Genomic DNA, 18,291 nt, shown 5'->3' on the forward strand with positions numbered 1-18,291 from the left:
TTGTAAAGACTCTTAACACTTTGATTTGGAAAACCTTACTCATTTTAGAGTAGAATTCGTTGCGAGGCCGTTCAAGAAGATCGGCCGACAATTCATGGAGAAGAAAAAATGAAAACAAGTAAGTTAGCGATTGTAGTAAGTTTCATTCTCGGCGGTGTCGCCGGGGCGGTCGCCTATAACTATCTCGGGGCTTTCTCCGACGGTAGTTCAGCTTTCCGTAGCGCAGACCGTTTCCCAACGTTAAGTATGAGTGAAACCACACGTGGCGAGTTGACTCAGGCAAGTTCAATTAACCTTAAAGATGGTTCACGCTATCAGGCGTTTATCCTGCGCCCAGATCAGACTGGCCTGTTGCGGATCGAGCAAGAAGGTGCCCTGGATGCTCAGATGGTGCTGTTGAATGAAGATCGGGAAGTGGTTCAGACCAGCTCTGAAGGCGAACTTTTCAGTTACTTTGAAAGTACCCCTGAGCAGACGTTAACCTTAATTGTCAGCGGTCTCGATTTCAGTTCATACGGTCCGTTTCGGCTTAACACTGAGTGGCTGGAAGTGATCAATGAAGGTGAGCTTACCTTTGAAGACAGTATTCAGGGATACCTGAGTGGGGCACCTAACCAGTATCAGTTGGTGGTCGAAGAAGCAGGTATGTATCAGATTGATATGTCGACTTCACTGTTTGACAGTTACTTGCGGATCGAAGGCAATGGCGTCAATGCCACAGACGATGACAGCGGAAGCAGTCTTAATGCACGCCTGTCGGTGATGCTGGAACCAGGCGAGTACACAGTGACGGCGACCACGCCTTACGGCGATGCCAGCGATACCTTTGGCACGTTTAATTTGCAGGCCACTAAGCTCAATGGCATGGATGACTATCAGCAAGGCGGTAGTGTGGAACTTGGCCAACGGGTTATGGGCTTCCTGCAAAATGGCTCTATGAACTACACATTAACGGTCGAAGAAGACAGCCAGGTGCGTATTGCGCTGAATTCAGATGCATTTGATACAGTACTGGAAGTGCAGGGGGGCGATGTCACTCTGTACGATGACGATGGTGGCACTGGCACGAACTCGTTGATTAGCGAGCAACTGCCAGCTGGTGAATACAGTATTCTGGTACGTGGATTTTCCTCCGGACAGGGTGCATTCACACTCGACATACAGTAACGCTCACTGGCGAGACAGGTACTGGGTCGTTCACCACGGCCCAGTGCTCGTTTGCTGCTAACCAGAGTGGTTGTACTTAAAAGCGATAGCCGACCGATACTCTCAGACTTGCGTACTCAGATCCCGTGGTCTGGTATTCAGTACTGACAAAAATCGAGGGCGTCACCTGATAACCAACTCCTAAACCATAAGTTAAGTCCGTTTCGGAATAATCAGGTAAGTCAGCATGGGTTTCGATTTCGGTTCGAGCGACACCAAAGCTGGCAAAGCCAATCAGATTGGTGGTGAAAGCAAATTCAGGGATCGCGGTGATGCTGTAATGGTTTAGCGACCCACTATGCAGGCGTGTTTGCGGAGTACAGATATCCGGGCAACTGGGCTGGCCTGCACTATTATAACCTGACCCACGTTCATACGTGGTGCGTAGCGATAGTCCCGGCCACAGCCGGTAATTCAACCCCAGGCCCCAGTTCGTCCCATCGTCGTCGATTATCACGTAGCCGCCATCCTGCCAACGTTCAGTCGTGTCTATCGAACTATTGGCGATATGGGCACTTAGCATCCAGCCCGGTTCCTGTGCCTGCGCATTAACGGCAGAAGAGAAGAATGCTGAAGCGATGATCATGGGCGTCAGCCCGAGTGTTAGTTTTAGCATCACGAGTTCCTTAGTTGTGCTTATTCTAAATTTTTATAGTTCAACTGCAGCTGCCCGGCTATAGCTTTGCGCTATTTTTAATACTAGTTTTGAAGATGGCTCAGAAGGGCGGGATTTTTCTTATAGTGAATGTATCGAGTGACGTAATCAGGTGGCTGCATGCAAAAACCATTAGTGCCGGACAATGAACCCGCGCGAGTTAAAATCCTGCGGGATCTGTGTATTCTTGATACCAGCCTGGAAAGCCCGTATCAGGAGCTGACAGAGCTTGCCTGCGATCTGTTTGGGGTCGCGGTGAGTCTGGTGACACTGGTAGACGAACAGCGCCAGTGGTTTAAAGCCAATACGGGCCTGGATGTCAGTGAAACCAGTCGGGACGTATCGTTCTGCGCTCATGCAATTGTCGATGGTCAGCCCTTGCTGGTGGAAGATGCACTCAAAGACGAACGTTTTTACGACAATCCATTGGTGACTGGTAAACCCAACATTCGCTTCTATGCGGGTATTCCCTTAACTCTGGACGGCGAGCATCTGTTAGGCACTTTTTGTCTGATTGACACTCAACCACGCCGCCTTAATGAGCGTGACTATAAGCGTTTGCAGGCGCTGGCAAAGCAAGCGGAAGCATTGTTACGTCTGCACCAGGCGCGCAACGAGGCGCAACAGGCGAATGCGGCAAAAAGTGAATTCCTGTCGTCCATGAGCCATGAATTACGCACGCCGTTGAATGCAATTATGGGCTTTTCACAATTGCTGCAGGCCTCTGCTGCTGAACCCCTGAGTGTGAAACAATCGCAACAGGTGGAGCAAATTTATCGCAGTGGTGAGCACCTTCTGGCGTTGATAAATGATGTCCTGGATCTGGCAAAGGTCGAGGCCGGAGAAGTCAGCATGCAACGCGAGCAGGTGGAACTGGCGACCTGCATCCGTCAGGTTATTGCCCTGCTTAAGCCGATGGCGGACAAATATAAAGTGTCTGTCATAGCGGATGATTTACCCTCGCTGACGGCATGTGTCGACCCGCTGCGGTTAAGGCAAGTGCTGGTCAACCTGATTTCGAATGCACTTAAATACAATCGGCCACAGGGATCTGTCTGGATTGAAGTGGAGCAGGGCACTGAGCTCTGTATTCAGGTTAAAGACAACGGTGTAGGTATTGCGCCTGAGAAGCAGGCTGAAATTTTTACTGCATTCAACCGTGGTGGTTTTGAACAGTCAGCAATTGAAGGTAGTGGCGTTGGTCTGGCCGTGAGTCAGAATCTGGTCGAGCAAATGGGCGGCTGGCTGCGCGTGCACAGCGAACCAGGCAACGGCAGTACCTTTAGTCTGTGTTTGCCAGCGAAGGTACTGGTTGCACCTTCGACTGGCAGTTAACTCCGCTTATGCAGTGAGTTAGTCCTCTTCGCGGGCGTAGGTTGCGATAAATCCGGCTCGCGAAATTTCATGCTGATGGATCATAAAACCAGCCAGTGCCGGGGACGCGTCTTCGGGTAATTCCAGTTGCTCAGTGTTCAGCGCATGCACGGTGAATGTATAGCGGTGCGGGGAATCACCTGCTGGTGGGCACATACCGCCCCAACCTTTATCGCCGTAGTCATTGCGCAGTTGCACCGCTCCATCTGGCAGATTATCACCATCGACAGCACCGGCATTACCCGCCAGTTCCGTGGTATCCGCTGGCAGATTCACCACGCGCCAGTGCCACCAGCCTGAACCTGTGGGGGCGTCAGGGTCGTGAACACTGACCGCAAAGCTGCGCGTTCCGGCGGGTGCGTTTTCCCAGCGTAGGGTGGGTGACTGATTGTCGCCGGCGCAACCAAAGCCGTTGTATTCAAATGACGCATCAATCTCGCCATCGGTTTCTACGTCCGGGCTATATAAATGAAAACCGGCCTCATTATCCTGTGCCATTAAGCCAGCTGAAGCGGTCAATAAACACGCGGCAATACAAGTTCTTCGCATCGTTTACTCCTTAGATTGCAGTGTCATAGTTACTGTTTCAAAAAATCGGCTCAACTAAAAGCATGAAATGCATATAGATTGTCAGTCTTTGTATAGTGTAGACCAGATCTAAAATATGCTAACTTAAGCGTTAATACAGACCTTTTCTACGAACGATCACAGGAAGCACGCCAAACTATGAGTACGGACTCCTCACATGCGCTGCAACGCGCCAGTTTAGAAGGACTTAAGCTGGACTGGAGCTATCAGTTTTTGACCCCAAAGCAACTGACTGATTACGCCAGTAAACGCTTACCTGAAAATTTTTCTGAGTTGCGTGAGCAACTGATCAAAGGCTGTTTTGAGAATAAATCGGAAGGGCGGCAGGTTACCCATACACTGAGTCGTTCGACTGAGTCGGTGGTAAAAGATCCGAAAACCTCTAAGTTTGCCGGCATTGTGCGCAGGTTGCGCAGCGGAAACTGGCTCGGTGCCACCGGTAAACCGATCACCGATATCGTCAATGTTGGCGTGGGTGGCTCTGATCTGGGCCCGTTAATGACCAGTTTTGCCCTTGGCGAGTTCGCCTCGGATGTGCAGCAACACAAGGTTACTACCCATTTTGTGTCATCCATGGATGGTGGTCAGTTGTACGCGGTGTTGCCAGTCGTTAACCCGGAAACCACGTTGTTTATTATTGCCTCCAAGTCGTTCGGCACCATTGATACCTTTGCCAATATTGATACCGTCCGTGAATGGATCAAACCAGCTTTTTATAAAGCGGGAAAAACAGAGCAGGACTGGGTTAAAGACCATATCGTCGGCTTGTCTGCGAACCCGAAAGCCATGACTGACTATGGTATTCCTGCGGCACATCAGCTGACATTCAGTCAGTCGGTAGGGGGGCGTTTTTCGATGTGGTCGGCGATTGGTCTGTCTATTGCTACCACCTGTGGTGTCCGCGTATTTGAGCGCTTGTTAGCCGGCGCGCGCAAGATGGATGAACATTTTGCCACTGCGTCTGTGGAGCAGAACATTCCTTTGCTGATGGCTCTGACCGGGTTATATAACCGCGAAGAGCGGGGTATCAACAACCTCGCTATTCTGCCTTACGACGGGCGTTTTCGCCATTTACCAAGCTATCTGCAACAGCTGGATATGGAAAGCAACGGCAAACAGTGCAACCACAATGACGAGGCCATTGATTATCCGACCGGGCCTATTATCTGGGGCGGTTTTGGTCCGAATGGCCAGCATGCGTTTTTTCAGCATTTGCATCAGGGATACGATAGTTTTAGCGCTGACTTTGTGCTGGTGCGTCGCCGCGAAGGGCCGCAGTTTACCGAGTCAGTGCAGGAGAGCCTGGCCGAGCAACAGGAGCTTGCAGTTGCCAACTGCCTGGCGCACCGTCGCCTGATGGCCTTTGGCCACAAGGGGGACAGCGCGCGTGACTACTACCCGGGTGGTCACCCTTCGAATCTATTGGTTATTGACGAGCTGACGCCGGAAACTTTTGGCGCCTTGATTGCAGCCTATGAACATAAAGTCTTTGTGCAGGGGGTAGCCTGGGAACTGAATTCCTTTGATCAGCCAGGCGTTGAACGCGGTAAAAAAATTGCGGTGGATGTACTCAAGCGTATGCAGGGTGAAACAGACACCCGCTTTGACCCTTCAACAGAAGCTGTCTTAAAAGGGTGAAGCGTTCTCCTGTCTTAGTCAGTGCCGTCGCTATTGGCTGCGTACTGATCCTGAATAGCTGCAGTTTGTCACACCAGCAATGGCGAACCATTGCGCAGCAAAGCGGGCTGCAGCAGCAGGCTGAAATTCTGCTGCGTGAAAAGCTTGAATCTATAAGCAGCGACGGTGACCTGGCTAACCTACCCGAGATTTTGCAGGCGCTGGGCAAGCTGCTGGAGAGCATTTGGGGTCAACGTGAAGACGAGGTTCCTTCTGATAAACGGCTGGTTAAATACAGCAACGACTATCAGGCGCGGGCGATTGTCGATTTTGAACGCGGTTATCTGCGGGTCGAAACTGTGGCTGAAGAGAATCCACTGGAGCAACTGCGCCAGGCCACTGTACTGGCACTGCTAACGCCGGACAACCTGACCCTGGACGATATTTTTTCCGACAGCGAGCCACAGCTTGGTGAGGTCCCATTTTTATACCCGCAAGTGCTGGATCAGGACGACGAACCGATCCGGTACCAGTGGCGGGCCGGGCGCTACGCCGATTATCTGATTGCGAATCACCTGCAGACCCGGCGCAGCGAAGGTAGAACCATTCGTTACGTGCAAACCGATCTGGTTGAAGAGCATTTGCACCTGCGCAGCCTGGATTACGCTGATTCGGTACTGCGTTATGCCCGTCAGTACAATATTGCACCTGATTTGGTGTATGCCGTGATCGAAGTTGAAAGTGCGTTTAATCCCTATGCTGTGAGTCATGCGAACGCACTCGGGTTGATGCAGATTGTGCCGTCAACGGCTGGACGGGATGTGTTTGAACGGATTAAGAAACTACCGGGTGAGCCGACCCGTCAGCAGCTCTTCGTGGCTGATTTTAATATTGAAATTGGCACCGCCTATCTGCATTTGCTGGATGATCTCTACCTCAATCGTATTCTGCACCCGCAATCGCGCACCTACGCTAAAATCAGCGCCTACAATGGTGGCGCAGGCAATGTCTTCCGGGCATTCTCCAGTAATCGGGAGCAGGCGGTGGCCCGGATTAATAGTATGACGCCGCAGCAGGTGTATCAGCAGTTGGTCAGCACGCATCCGTTCGCGGAAACCCGTAATTATTTACGCAAAGTACAGCAGGCAACGGCAGGGTATCAGGGCTAACAGGCTTGTTGTGGTCGTTAGTCATTGAGGCAACGGCAAGCTTTAACCAGTCCATTCAGGTAACTGCCGGCGAGTCGTGTTTGACGCTTCAGAATATCCCGGATCAGGCTATTCTCGCTGGCGCAAAAGGGGCCAGTTGCAAAAGGGCCCGCATACACCAGCGAGTCGCCGTCATAAAGTAGCGCCATTGGCGTCGCAGGAACGCTTAGTCCACTCGCTTCGACCTCTGCAATCGAGCGTTCCACTACCTCAAGGGGTTGTTCAAGGCCGCTGTGGAGGTCGGCCAGGTGGCTTGCCAGATACGAATTGCAGCTGCATGATGCAGAGCTTACCTTGATCAGGGTGAAACCAGTTGCAGGTTGAATAGCAAGTTGAGTCAGCGACGGCTCAGACTGGTTGCCTAACCACTGTTGCCCGGGGTCGAACTCGCCATAGTCAGCAAAGACAAACCGATACATGAAGAAAGTACTCAGACCAAGCCATCCAATCAGGATGGCCCAGCCAAGACGTTGTTTTAGGTTTGTCATTCGGTTACAGCTGAAAGCGTGAAGCTTCCTGATCGAGATCGGCACTGACCTGATCAACTGAACCAGCGCTTTGCGCGATTTGCACAGCCTGTGCAGCCTGCTGGCGCTCCATTGTGCTAAGTTCCTGTGCGCTGCCGGCAATTTCGTTGCTTGAATTGGCCTGCTGTTGCAGTGCCCCGGCAATCGTCAGCAGGGCTTCGCGTACCTGATTTGCATTGCTATCAATGGTTTGTAACAGATGCTCGCTGTGGCTGATCGAGCTGACACTACTGTCAGCCTGCTCCAGGCAGCGTGCAACCGAATGCACGGACCGCTCGCTGGCATTCACCAGGCGTTCAATATTGGCCTGGATCTGCTCCGTTGAACCTTGAGTCTGTGACGCCAGCTTACGTACTTCATCGGCGACGACCGCAAAACCACGTCCATGTTCGCCAGCGCGAGCCGCTTCAATCGCCGCATTTAACGCCAGTAAGTTGGTCTGTTCAGCAACTTTATCAATCACTTCAAGCACACTGCGGATATCACCCACTGAGGCTGACATCTCATCCACATTGCTGCGCGCCTGCTGCAACTCATCGGCCAGCTGACTCATAGTCTGACGGCTGTTGGCCATTTGTGTGGTGCCTTCACTGACGCTGTCAGAGGCTTGCTCAGCGGCATCGGTCGCTTGCTGTGCCAGATCGGAGGTCTGCTCAATACTGACCGACATTTGTTCCGTGGCAGCGGCAATCCGCTCTACCTCCTCAAGTTTTTGCTGCATACCTTCCGATAGCATTTCGCCTTCGCGAAGCATGCTTTGCGCCTCCTGTTTCACCGTAGCGGCAGAACGCTCAATGGTTTGCATTGTGCGCTGAATTCCATCGAGTACCTGATTAAACTGTCGAGTCAGTGCGGAGTTTAGCGACGGACAGCGTTTATTAAGGACGATATGCCCATCGTCGGTTAGCATGTCACGGGTCACATTGAAGAATGCCTGGCTTACCTGGGCTTCTTTCAGGCTGGTGCGGCAAATAATGATTAAGACTATCGCTTCCACCACAACATAGGCGGCGTGAATCATCACGATGGTCAAGGTAGCGTCGCTTTGTGGTACCAGGAACACGCCCGCCCCATTGCTTTGCAAATACATAAACAGCAGGTGATGAACCGCAATGACCGCGGCGGCTGCGGCTACAACCAGCCAGTCACGGAAGGCTATCAGAATGGCAAGCAGAACAAAGATACCGAAATGGATCTCAGTCATGCCCATGCCCTGATGAATATGCAGTGCAGCAAACAGCATAAAGCTGATACCGTAGGAAATTCGTGCAATAGCGTGATCACCGAGCATACGGGTGAGTAGAAACGGAACTGCCAGCGCCGGAACGCCTATCAATAGCAATGCGCCCCAGGTTTGGTGCCAGCTAGCCAGCGCCAGTGCTAAGAACAACAAAAGCAGGTTTATACTATTACCGATCCGAAAAGCAAGCGGGCGAAAGTTATAATGTGCAGCAGTTGATAAGTTTTTACTCAAAGCAGTTCCTTCAATGTATCGCTATGCGAAATGGTGGTATCAGTCAGGTTACAATTACGGGCTGAAACCTGATTTGGTTTAAATCAAAAATTATTAATATTTCATTTTTCCGGTCGCGCATTATTGGTTAAAAAGTGGGCATTGCAAGCGTTATTGCTATGGTTATTGCATTTGACATGGTTAATTGTTAATTGACTGTTTGGTCGCAAAGCAGCAATGAAATAGTGGTGTACGTAAGGGCAGGCTTAAGTTAAAAGAGTATGCGTAAACCACTAGGGAATGGCACTTAAGGGGTAGTCATGGTTGAACAACATTTGCTGGAAAGTGCGCGAACCTTGTCTGAACGGCTGGTTCAGTTGCAAGCACCGATCCGTGTGCTGGACGCAATTAACTGGGATCGAAGCGTACGTGAAGAGTTCTTTAAATATAAAGCGGAGCGGTTACCGGCAATTAACCAGGACACCTACGCCAGTCGCGCGCTAGGGTTTGATCCGAAAGAGTTACGCCACGCGTTCTCTCAGCTGCAGCGTGATATTGTGCGCCAGTTGGGCCAGCTGAGTCCGATTACCCAGCTAATGAGTCGTGCCTGTCGTGAATATAAAGACGTGTTGCGGATGCTGGAAAGCCGGGGCAGCAGTGACTTTCATGAATTGTCTGTAGAGCTGTACGGCCATCCGGACGATGTCTTTCACGCCGGTGAACCTAGCCTCACCGAACTGGCACGGATGTTACGCCAGCCGTTAAGCGGCTTGTTAAGTACCGATGCCTTGCCTGAAGAAGCGAAAGACATTGAGGCGCCGGAAGCTGTCAATCGATTGCAGCGACAACTTGATACCAGCATGCACGAATTGCAGGTGCAGGTCATGCTATCCGATGGTATTGTCAGCGACGCATCGGCAGGCAGCGACCGGATCAAACTGAACCAGGGGGTGAAATTCTCCCAGCGTGAACTGGATATTCTCGAGGTGCATGAAGGCTGGATCCATGTGGGTACCACCCAGAACGGCCTGTCGCAGCCGTATCTTACCTGTCTGAGTAAAGGCATACCGAGCGCGACGGTTACCCAGGAAGGCCTGGCCGTGCTCACCGAAATTATTACGCTGCGCTCTACGCCACGGCGACTGGATAAACTGGTGCGGCGCATTGACGCCGTAGCCATGGCGACTCAGGGCGCGGATTTCATTGAAGTGTACCGGCAGAATATAGGTCATGGGATGACAGCCGATGAAGCTTTTACCTTAACCCAGCGCGTTTTCCGCGGTAGTACACCGGACGGTTTACCCTTTACTAAAGATCTGGCCTATATCAAAGGTTTTGTGTTGGTCTACAACCTGATACAGGTGGCGATTCAGCGCGGCAAAATTGACCGTTTGCCATTGCTGCTGTGCGGCAAGATTGCGATTGACGACTTTGCCACGCTCTGCGAGCTGCATGATATCGGCGTAGTCGCGGATCCCGCTTATGTACCACCCCATTTTAAAGACTTACGCGGGTTAGCAACCTGGTTAAGTCTGAATCGTTTTCTCGGAGGCTTTTCCTTCGACCAGCTGGAACATGATTATCGCGGTTTAATTACCTGAGTTTTGCTATGCTAACGGCGTTTTTTGGGTCAGCAGAGGATTTACAGTGAAGGTCTCAATTTTAGGTTTGGTGTCGCTTATGGTAGCAGGGGTTTGGGCAGGACAGGCAAGTGCAACGATTCGTGTTGCGACCTTTAATGTCAGCATGGAAGCCGATAATTATCTGCCCCGGGGTGAACAGGGCGATCAGCAGGTACTTATTGAACGTCTGGCAAGTGGCGATGAAGCACAGATTCAAAACGTGGCTGAAATTATTCAGCGCACCCGGCCGGATATTCTTTTTTTGACCGAGTTTGATTACATTGCGGATCCTGGCAAGGGTGTTGAAGCCTTTTCAACCAATTACCTGCAGGTGGCTCAGGGTGGTCAGCAGCCCATCGACTACCCATATTATTATTACGCCCCGGTAAATACCGGTCAGCCCAGCCCGTACGATCTGGATCGCGATGGTGTTGCCAGCGGGACAGGCGCCGATGCCTGGGGTTTTGGCAGTTACCCGGGTCAGTATGGCATGCTGGTGTTATCCAAATACCCGATCAATAAAGATCAGGTACGCACCTTTCAACAGTTTAAATGGAAAGACATGCCGGACTATTTGCCAACCCGCACAGCGGACGGCGATGACTGGTACAGTGAAGAAGCCTGGCAGGACTTTCCGCTTAGCTCAAAATCGCACTGGGACCTGCCGATTGAGGTCGATGGCGAGACCCTGCACCTGCTTGCAAGTCATCCCACGCCACCCGTTTTTGACGGGCCAGAGAACCGCAATGGCATTCGTAACCATGACGAAATCCGATTCTGGCGTGATTACATCCACAATGCTGAGTACATCTATGATGATCGCAATCAGTCAGGCGGTTTAGCGGCTCAACAGCGCTTTTTTATTGTCGGGGATTTGAATGCCTCTGCCGATGAAGGCGATGGTATTCGTAGCGCGATTGCCGGGTTACTTAACGATGAACTGGTGCAGGGGGCTGCCGAACCAGTCAGCTCCGGGGCCGCTGCGCACTCTGAGAGTGCTTATGCAGCAAGCCATACCGCGGCATGGGGCATGCGCGCGGATTATGTGATTCCCTCGGTCTACGGCGTGACAGTGGTTGATAGTGGGGTCTTCTGGCCCGCAGCAGGGGAGCCAGGTCATGGCCTGGTCAGTTCCCGCGGGGCAAGCTCTGATCACCGTCTGGTCTGGCTCGATGTCCGCTTAAAGTAGTCCTTTTAAGTGCGCGACGACACTGCGTCCAAGCGCACTTAAATTATAACCGCCCTCAAGCACCGAGACGACACGGCCTTCTGCATGCTGCTCGGCAATCCCCTTAAGCTTTTCAGTGATCCAGAAATAGTCATCCTCAACCAGAAAAAAATGCGCCATCTCTTCTTCGGCATGGCCATCAAAGCCTGCTGATATAAGAATTAACTGGGGCTTAAATGCTTCCAGAGCGGGCAACCAACCATGGTACACCGCCTCGCGCCAGGCCAGGCTTTTGGTTCCAGCGGGCAGGGGAATATTGACGATGTGTGCGTTGTCGGTGTCGTCGCCGGTAAACGGGTAAAGCTGACTTTGAAAGGATGAGCACAACAACACGCGTTCATCGTTTTCAAAAATGTTTTCGGTGCCATTGCCGTGGTGAACGTCAAAATCAATGATAGCCACGCGTTCAATCGGGTACTCATGCAACGCATGACAGGCGGCGATGGCCACGTTGTTGAGCAGGCAGAATCCCATCCCCTGATCATAGGTAGCATGGTGGCCGGGAGGTCGAATTGCACAGAATGCCTGTTGTTCCTTTCCTTGCATGACCTCGTCAACCGCATTAATGGCAGCGCCTGCTGCTGCTAATGCGGCGCGAAAACTGTCACCGGTTATTGGCGTATCCGGGTCCAGCCAGACATGGCCATCGGCTGGCAGCATACGTTGCAGTTCATCGACATAAGCCTTGCTATGAGCGCGGTAGACGGCTTCAAGCGGCGCGGCAGTGGCCTCTTTCTGGCGCAATACATAATCCAGTCCTGAGCGGATTAATTGGTCCTGGATCGCAGCAATACGCTCAGGGCACTCCGGGTGCTCAGGGTCGGGGTTATGCAGCTCACAGTCAGGGTGGGAGAAAATGGTAATCGACATGGTTAAGGTTCACCGCTATGAGGGTCGTCGGAGCCGTGATCTGTGGGTTCCTGCAACGACAGAATAAGAGAGATTTCGCCAGGTTCGTCCGCCGGAACCCGTTTAAAGCCTGAACGTTCAAAGACATTTAGCATCGGGGTATTGCCGCTGCGTACCACCGCCTGCATGCTTTTGAGACCACGGATTTTAGCAATCCGGATCATTTCCTGTAATAGCAGAGTGGCCATGCCGTGGCCCTGATAATTTTCGCGGGTGACGAAGGCGACTTCGCAGCTATTCTGAGATTCGATCAGGTAATAGCGACCGACCGCCTGAATTTGAGCCGCCGAGCCTTTCTGCCGCACAATGCACAAGGCGAGGTCTTTGGACTGATCAACACTGACCAGGGTGCAGGATTTTTCCCGGCTCATATGAGTTGGCACGGCATTGTAGCGGAGCTGCAGGGTTTCTTTGGTATGCGAGTAAAAGAACTCCTGCAGACGACGTTCATCGGACGGATACAACGGGCGCAAGTCGAAACGTTCACCGTGGATGGTCAGTTCTTTAAAGCCAACGTCGCCAAGCTCGGGTACATCAACCGGGCTTTGTTGCTGATAGTCAGGAACCCAGACGTGTTTGCGAACTTCTTTGAGCAGGCTTTCGCGGAACCTGGGGTGGGCCACCCGGATCAGTTCCAGCGCTCGTTCACGAATGCTCTTGCCGCGCAGCGAGGCCACCCCAAATTCGGTGATCACGTAGTGAACATGGCCGCGCGAAGTCACCACCCCGGCGCCTTCCCGCAGGTTCGGTACTATCCGTGAAATACTGCCATCTTTCGCCGTCGAAGGCAGTGCGATAATGGGTTTGCCGCCAATGCTCATGCTGGCGCCGCGGCTGAAATCGACCTGACCACCAATACCACTGTAAAACTGATGACCAATTGAGTCGGAGACGACCTGACCGGATAAGTCGACTTCAATGGCGCTGTTGATGCTGATCATGTTGTCGTTGCGCGCGATGTTGGCCGGCGAATTAACATATTCACTGGGGTAGAAACCAATGTGCGGATTATGCGCGACAAAGTCATATAAGGCCTGGCTGCCGACACAGAAACTGGTCACTATTTTATTCGGGTGAAAGGTTTTGCGACGATTGTTGATCACCCCTTCCAGCATCAGGTTCATGATGTCGTCGGTGATCATTTCGCTGTGCACGCCAAGGTCTTTATGGTTACGCAGGTAGCGTAAGGTGGCCGAACTTATCTTACCTGAGCCGATTTGCAAGGTGGCGCCATCTTCGACCAGTAGGGCGATGTACTGGCCAATACGTTCAATAATCTTGCTGCCTTCCGGCTCAGCGGTCTGCATGGTCGGCAAATCACTGGGATGTTCCCACAGATAATCTATCTGATTACGGTGCAAAAAAGACTGGCCGTAAGTCACCGGCATATTGGGGTTCACCTGGGCTACGACGGTCGTGGCTGCTTTGGCGGCTGCCGAGACGATATCGACTGATACACCCATCGAGTGATAGCCATATTTATCCCCCGGCGCAAGCATAATTAAGGCCACATCCAGCGGCAAAATGTCACTGTTAAAAAGGTTAGGGATGTCGGAGGTAAAGGCCGGCGTATAGTCCGCCCGGCCTTCGTTCACCGCCTGGCGAACCGTGTCACCACCGATAAAAAAGGTATTCACTTTAAACAGATTTTTATGTTCAGGTGAGGCCCAGTGATTGTCTGAAAGGGTATACAACTGCACGATTTCGATGTCGTGCAGCTTGCTCGCGTGCGCAATCAGATCATCAATCAATGCTGTGGGCACCGCTGCATGGCTGCCAATAAATATGCGCTGACCCGATTTAATAATTTTTGACCAGTCGAGCTGACTGGTCACCACGGGGGTTTTTGCCATTCTCTCTCCCGGATAAGTTCCGGATAAGCCCCGTAGAGGGGCATCCTATGGTTCGCTACAGTGTGCCTGAGCAAGCAGACCGTTGCTATTCGACTTTAGCATACGACGTTAGTCGCGCAGCTCGTGCTTTAGCACCTTACCGTTGGCGTTGTGAGGCAACTCATCCATAACCATGAACTGGCGTGGTATTTTGTAATCAGCCAGTAAGGGTTTAAGGTGTTCTTTTAAGGTCGCTTCCGGGTCACTCAGTTCCCGGTTAAGGACCACACAGGCACGCACCGTCTCGCCCCATTCCGGATGCTCAACGCCAATTACCGCAGACTCAAGCACGGCAGGGTGCTCCGCTAACGCGTCTTCTATTTCGCGAGGGTAGATGTTAACGCCGCCACTGATAATAATGTCTTTCTGCCGATCTTTGACCCAGTAGTAGCCATCCTCGTCCTGAATGGCGATATCGCCGGTTTTTAGCCAGCCATCACTGGTCAGGGTGTCGTCAGTCGCGTCCGGATTTTGCCAGTAGCCGAGCATGATCCCTTCACCGGTCAGTTGCAGCTCGCCAGGTTCACCCGCTTTCACTGGCTCGTTGTTTTCATCCACCAGACGAACTTCGGTGTTGTACGCCGCTCGCTTGCCAATGGACCCTGCTTTTGCGCCGTGTTCCTCAGGCAGCAGGACACAGCCGGTCGGGCCAGCTTCCGTTAAGCCGTAAACGCAATAGAACTTATCACTGCGAAACGCTTTGCGGGCCAGGTTGGCATGTTCGCTTGCCAGCGGGCCGCCGCCATATATCCAGTGGGTCATGGAGGATAAGTCACGGTTGCCGATGTCCGAATGTTGTGCCGTCAACAGGTAAGCTACCGGGGCACCAAAGAAGTGAGTGGTGCGTTCTTTTTCCACCAGATCAAGCAGCAAATCCGGCGTGAACGTGGGGGCGACTACGTGGGTGGCTCCTACCATAGTGCCACCGACCAGGCATAAATTGAGCGGTGCGGAATGGGTAAATGGCATCAGACTCAGAATGCGGCTGGTTGGCTTATATTCCATTTCAACGGCGAACATGGTGCCCACAGCACTCAATGCGTTGTGGTTAAATAGTACCCCTTTGGGTTTTCCGGTGGTTCCTGATGTGTAGAGCAGGGCACAGGCGTCATCCTGATCCACATTGAGTTCAAATTCGTCGCTGTCGAGGCCGCTTAGTAAGTCATCAATGTTGTCCATCCAGATAACATTGGTGCCGTCGTCAGCCAGAGGCTTGATCGCCGCGTCGGTCAGTTCGCAGGTAATGACTAAATCTGAACCACTGTCTTCGATAATGTACTCAAGTTCCGGCGTCGCTAAGCGAACATTGATCGGTACCACCACGGCGCCGAGCCGCTGCACCGCAAAGTAGCTGACAATAAATGCGAAATTATTCGGTAACAGCAGCGCGACGCGGTGGCCAAAGTCAACCCCGTGCTCGTCATGCAGATAGTTCGCCAGCTGGTTTACGCGCTGGTTCAGTTCTGCCCAGGTGTGACGGCCATTGGGTTCGACCACCGCTTCCTGCTGGGGGTATTTACGCGCATTGCGAGCTACATAACTGGGTATATTCATTCTTGTTCTCCTTTAGTTCAGCTTGCGTCCTTGCAACTTTACTGGTTGCTAGAAAATTGGCTGCCAGGAAAGTGGCTGCCAGGAAAGCGCTCAGTGCCTGCCCGTTTAATAATAGCGGCACAATCGAGTCCCGTGGGTAAATTACCGTAGTTCAATCCGCTATGGCCGTCGAGTCGACCTGCACAGAAGGCATCCGCCACATACGCTGGTGCATGTTGCAATAACAAGGCGCCTTGTAATGCCAGCGCCATGCGGTCGGCCAGGTTACGGGCGCGGAACTGAGTGTCCGCCGGATCCGCAAAAGCACTATGCAACTGAGAGACGAAACGGTCAAAGCGACGGTCAGCGCCTTTGCCTTTTTCGACTTCACTGATAAATGCATCGAGTACCTCGGGTTGTTTTTCAATGGCACGCAAAATATCCAGGCACTGCACGTTGCCAGACCCTTCCCAGATAGCATTGACTGGTGATTCACGGAACAGCCGGGCCATAATATGGGTTTCCATCACGCCGCTACCGCCGATCACTTCCATCGCTTCGTAGGCATGATTCGGTGTCCGTTTACATATCCAGTACTTGCCGACCGGGGTCGCAATCCGGGTGAGCAGCTGCTCATGTTCGTTCTCCTGATTATCCATTGCCCGCGCCATACGCATGGTCAGCGTCATTGCGGCTTCGCTTTCCAGCGCCAGATCGGCGAGCACGTTTTGCATCAAAGGTTGCTCACTCAGCCGGGCGCCGAACGCCTCGCGCTGACTGGCATGATGAATTGCCTGCACCGTTGCCTGACGCATCCCGGACGAGGAACCGATCATGCAGTCGTAGCGAGTTGTGGCGACCATTTCAATGATGGTGCGCACACCGCGTCCTTCTTCACCTACCATCCAGGCAAAGGCACCACGCAGCTCGGTTTCACTGGAGGCATTGGCAACGTTGCCCATCTTGTTTTTTAACTGCTGAATTTGCAGCGGGTTTTTGCTGCCGTCGGGACGCCAGCGGGGTAACAGAAAGCAGCTCAGGCCTTTGTCGGTTTGCGCTAGCACTAAAAAGGCGTCGCACATTGGCGCGGAAACGAACCATTTATGACCGACAAGTTCGTAGGCCTGACCGGCACCAGCTTTACCAATCGGGTAGGCGCGGGTGCTGTTGCGCCGTACATCCGAGCCGCCTTGTTTTTCGGTCATCGCCATGCCAATGGTCAGGCCTTGCTTTTGATCGTGCGGCACATTCCGCGGGTCATAATGGGGCGCCATGATTTTATCGGCCCATTGTTTGTAGAGATCAGGTTGATGACGTAGCGCCGGAATGGCGGCAAAGGTCATGGTAATGGGGCAGCCGTGAGCGGCTTCGACCTGAGTATGCAAATAGTACTTCGCAGCGCGGGCCACATGAGCACCTGCTTTGGGATCGCGCCAGGGGCTGGCATGCAGGCCGTGTTCGATGGCCGTGCGCATAAGCTGGTGGTAGGCCGGGTGAAAATCAATCAGGTCAACGCGGTGGCCATAGCGGTCATGGGTGATCAGGGTTGGTTTATGGGCATGTGCATTGGCCTGAAAACCAAGTTCAATGCTACTGGCCGCCCCGGCGAGCTGACCGAATTCGCTTAATTCTGTGAGCGCGTCGCCGGCGCCTTCTCGCTTGACTGCTTCCTGCAGGGCGCTGTCACTGCTAAAACTATTGTAATCCTGTAAGTAGTCAGGCTGGTTTTCAACCTGATGAGTTGTGGCCTGCAGACGCTCGGCCATCGGGTAGGTTGTACTCATAATGACGCTCCTGTAACGGAATAACGAAAGGGCGCCAAACCTCGCACACAAAACTGTGTAATGGTGTGAGTAATGGCGTGTGTAGGATCCTGAGCCTGCTGGGCAAGCGGGCCAATCAGGGCCTCGGCGATGGCGCCGACCATGGCGGTGCTGCTTAGCATGGGGTCCTGTTCGGGGATAAGTTGGTCGTCAATGGCCTGTTGCACTGCGCTGGCAAACAAGTTGGCGTATTGCAGACGATAATGCAGCCGCTGCTGATCAACTGCGGGGTCGACGGGTTCGGCAATCAGCGCCCAGGCTAGTTTAGGTGCTTTTAGTGCGCGTTCGGCGAAGGTTTGTAAGGCGTACTCAAGGCGGCTTAAAGCACATGAGTCTGCTTGTTGCAAACACCGCCGGACATGGTCGACTTCGGTTTCAGTCGCCTGACGAAAGACTTCTGCTGCCAGTGTTTCTTTATTGGCAAAGTAGCGATAGAGGCTGCCGGTGGCAATCCCGGCACGCTGCGCAACCTGGTTCATTTGCAAGGCGGCAAAGCCTGCTTCTGCGACCAGCTCATGGCTCGCCTGTAGAATACGCTGTTCAGTCAGTGCTTTTCGGTCACGGACTTTGGCGGTTTCCCGATAGGCCATACTTCACTCGATGCGATGCGACATTATACAAAGAGTGAATCACGGTTCACTTTTTCATTCAAGCGA

15 protein-coding genes are annotated in these 18,291 nt (G+C 52.6%); 6 read left to right on the forward strand and 9 right to left on the reverse strand.

Translation table 11 applies throughout. The features are described 5' to 3' along the window. Nucleotides 1–108 precede the first annotated feature (108 nt). Nucleotides 109–1,167 (forward strand): hypothetical protein, encoded by a 1,059-nt coding sequence (locus CWE12_RS00770; protein WP_126787675.1) that lies wholly within the window; start codon nucleotides 109–111, stop codon nucleotides 1,165–1,167. 76 nt (nucleotides 1,168–1,243) lie between these two features. Here CWE12_RS00770 and CWE12_RS00775 read toward each other — a convergent pair whose 3' ends face one another. Continuing rightward, nucleotides 1,244–1,822, reverse strand: coding sequence for a porin family protein (locus CWE12_RS00775; RefSeq protein ID WP_126787676.1), 579 nt, complete (start codon nucleotides 1,820–1,822; stop codon nucleotides 1,244–1,246). A 159-nt stretch (nucleotides 1,823–1,981) separates the two neighbouring features. Here CWE12_RS00775 and CWE12_RS00780 point away from each other — a divergent pair, with 159 nt between their 5' ends. Next, nucleotides 1,982–3,196, forward strand: a complete 1,215-nt coding sequence (locus tag CWE12_RS00780) for a GAF domain-containing sensor histidine kinase (RefSeq protein ID WP_126787677.1) — start codon at nucleotides 1,982–1,984, stop codon at nucleotides 3,194–3,196. 18 nt (nucleotides 3,197–3,214) lie between these two features. On the opposite strand, the gene CWE12_RS00785 is transcribed toward CWE12_RS00780, so the two are convergent. Continuing rightward, nucleotides 3,215–3,784, reverse strand: a complete 570-nt coding sequence (locus tag CWE12_RS00785; protein ID WP_241984100.1) for a YbhB/YbcL family Raf kinase inhibitor-like protein — start codon at nucleotides 3,782–3,784, stop codon at nucleotides 3,215–3,217. Between the two features lie 177 nt (nucleotides 3,785–3,961). Here CWE12_RS00785 and pgi point away from each other — a divergent pair, with 177 nt between their 5' ends. Beyond that, on the forward strand, nucleotides 3,962–5,461 hold the full coding sequence (gene pgi / locus CWE12_RS00790) for a glucose-6-phosphate isomerase (protein WP_126787678.1): 1,500 nt from the start codon (nucleotides 3,962–3,964) through the stop codon (nucleotides 5,459–5,461). Continuing rightward, nucleotides 5,458–6,609 carry a murein transglycosylase domain-containing protein gene (locus tag CWE12_RS00795; RefSeq protein ID WP_126787679.1) on the forward strand — a complete coding sequence of 384 codons (1,152 nt, stop codon included), beginning with the start codon at nucleotides 5,458–5,460 and terminating at the stop codon, nucleotides 6,607–6,609. The genes pgi and CWE12_RS00795 overlap by 4 nt, the downstream gene beginning before the upstream one ends. Before the next feature lie 17 nt (nucleotides 6,610–6,626). Here CWE12_RS00795 and CWE12_RS00800 read toward each other — a convergent pair whose 3' ends face one another. After that, nucleotides 6,627–7,136, reverse strand: coding sequence for a DUF6436 domain-containing protein (locus CWE12_RS00800; RefSeq protein ID WP_126787680.1), 510 nt, complete (start codon nucleotides 7,134–7,136; stop codon nucleotides 6,627–6,629). Nucleotides 7,137–7,140: 4 nt separating this feature from the next. Then, nucleotides 7,141–8,649, reverse strand: a complete 1,509-nt coding sequence (locus CWE12_RS00805) for a methyl-accepting chemotaxis protein (RefSeq protein WP_126787681.1) — start codon at nucleotides 8,647–8,649, stop codon at nucleotides 7,141–7,143. 299 nt (nucleotides 8,650–8,948) lie between these two features. On the opposite strand from CWE12_RS00805, the gene CWE12_RS00810 reads away from it, so the two are divergent. Both CWE12_RS00810 and CWE12_RS00815 read left to right on the forward strand, forming a co-directional pair. After that, nucleotides 8,949–10,229 (forward strand): flavohemoglobin expression-modulating QEGLA motif protein, encoded by a 1,281-nt coding sequence (locus CWE12_RS00810; protein WP_126787682.1) that lies wholly within the window; start codon nucleotides 8,949–8,951, stop codon nucleotides 10,227–10,229. A 79-nt stretch (nucleotides 10,230–10,308) separates the two neighbouring features. Continuing rightward, a complete protein-coding gene (locus CWE12_RS00815) occupies nucleotides 10,309–11,439 on the forward strand; it encodes an endonuclease/exonuclease/phosphatase family protein (protein WP_126788472.1) in 1,131 nt (376 codons plus the stop codon). Here the strand turns inward: CWE12_RS00815 and CWE12_RS00820 are convergent. From CWE12_RS00820 to CWE12_RS00840, 5 genes are all read right to left on the reverse strand, one after another. Continuing rightward, entirely contained in the window at nucleotides 11,431–12,348 is a 918-nt protein-coding gene (locus CWE12_RS00820) for a histone deacetylase family protein (RefSeq protein WP_126787683.1), read from the reverse strand. The two genes, CWE12_RS00815 and CWE12_RS00820, sit on opposite strands and share 9 nt — an antisense overlap. 2 nt (nucleotides 12,349–12,350) lie before the next feature. Next, nucleotides 12,351–14,240, reverse strand: coding sequence for a GNAT family N-acetyltransferase (locus CWE12_RS00825; RefSeq protein WP_198675658.1), 1,890 nt, complete (start codon nucleotides 14,238–14,240; stop codon nucleotides 12,351–12,353). A 108-nt stretch (nucleotides 14,241–14,348) separates the two neighbouring features. After that, nucleotides 14,349–15,833 carry a class I adenylate-forming enzyme family protein gene (locus tag CWE12_RS00830; RefSeq protein ID WP_126787684.1) on the reverse strand — a complete coding sequence of 495 codons (1,485 nt, stop codon included), beginning with the start codon at nucleotides 15,831–15,833 and terminating at the stop codon, nucleotides 14,349–14,351. Between the two features lie 38 nt (nucleotides 15,834–15,871). Then, nucleotides 15,872–17,596, reverse strand: a complete 1,725-nt coding sequence (locus CWE12_RS00835; RefSeq protein ID WP_126787685.1) for an isovaleryl-CoA dehydrogenase — start codon at nucleotides 17,594–17,596, stop codon at nucleotides 15,872–15,874. Beyond that, complete coding sequence (locus CWE12_RS00840) at nucleotides 17,593–18,225, reverse strand: TetR/AcrR family transcriptional regulator (protein ID WP_126787686.1); 633 nt, start codon at nucleotides 18,223–18,225, stop codon at nucleotides 17,593–17,595. Before CWE12_RS00840 ends, CWE12_RS00835 begins: the two co-directional genes overlap by 4 nt. Between the last annotated feature and the right edge of the window lie 66 nt (nucleotides 18,226–18,291).

Origin of the sequence: Aliidiomarina sedimenti (assembly GCF_003986955.1) — a bacterium.
Lineage (GTDB): Bacteria > Pseudomonadota > Gammaproteobacteria > Enterobacterales > Alteromonadaceae > Aliidiomarina > Aliidiomarina sedimenti.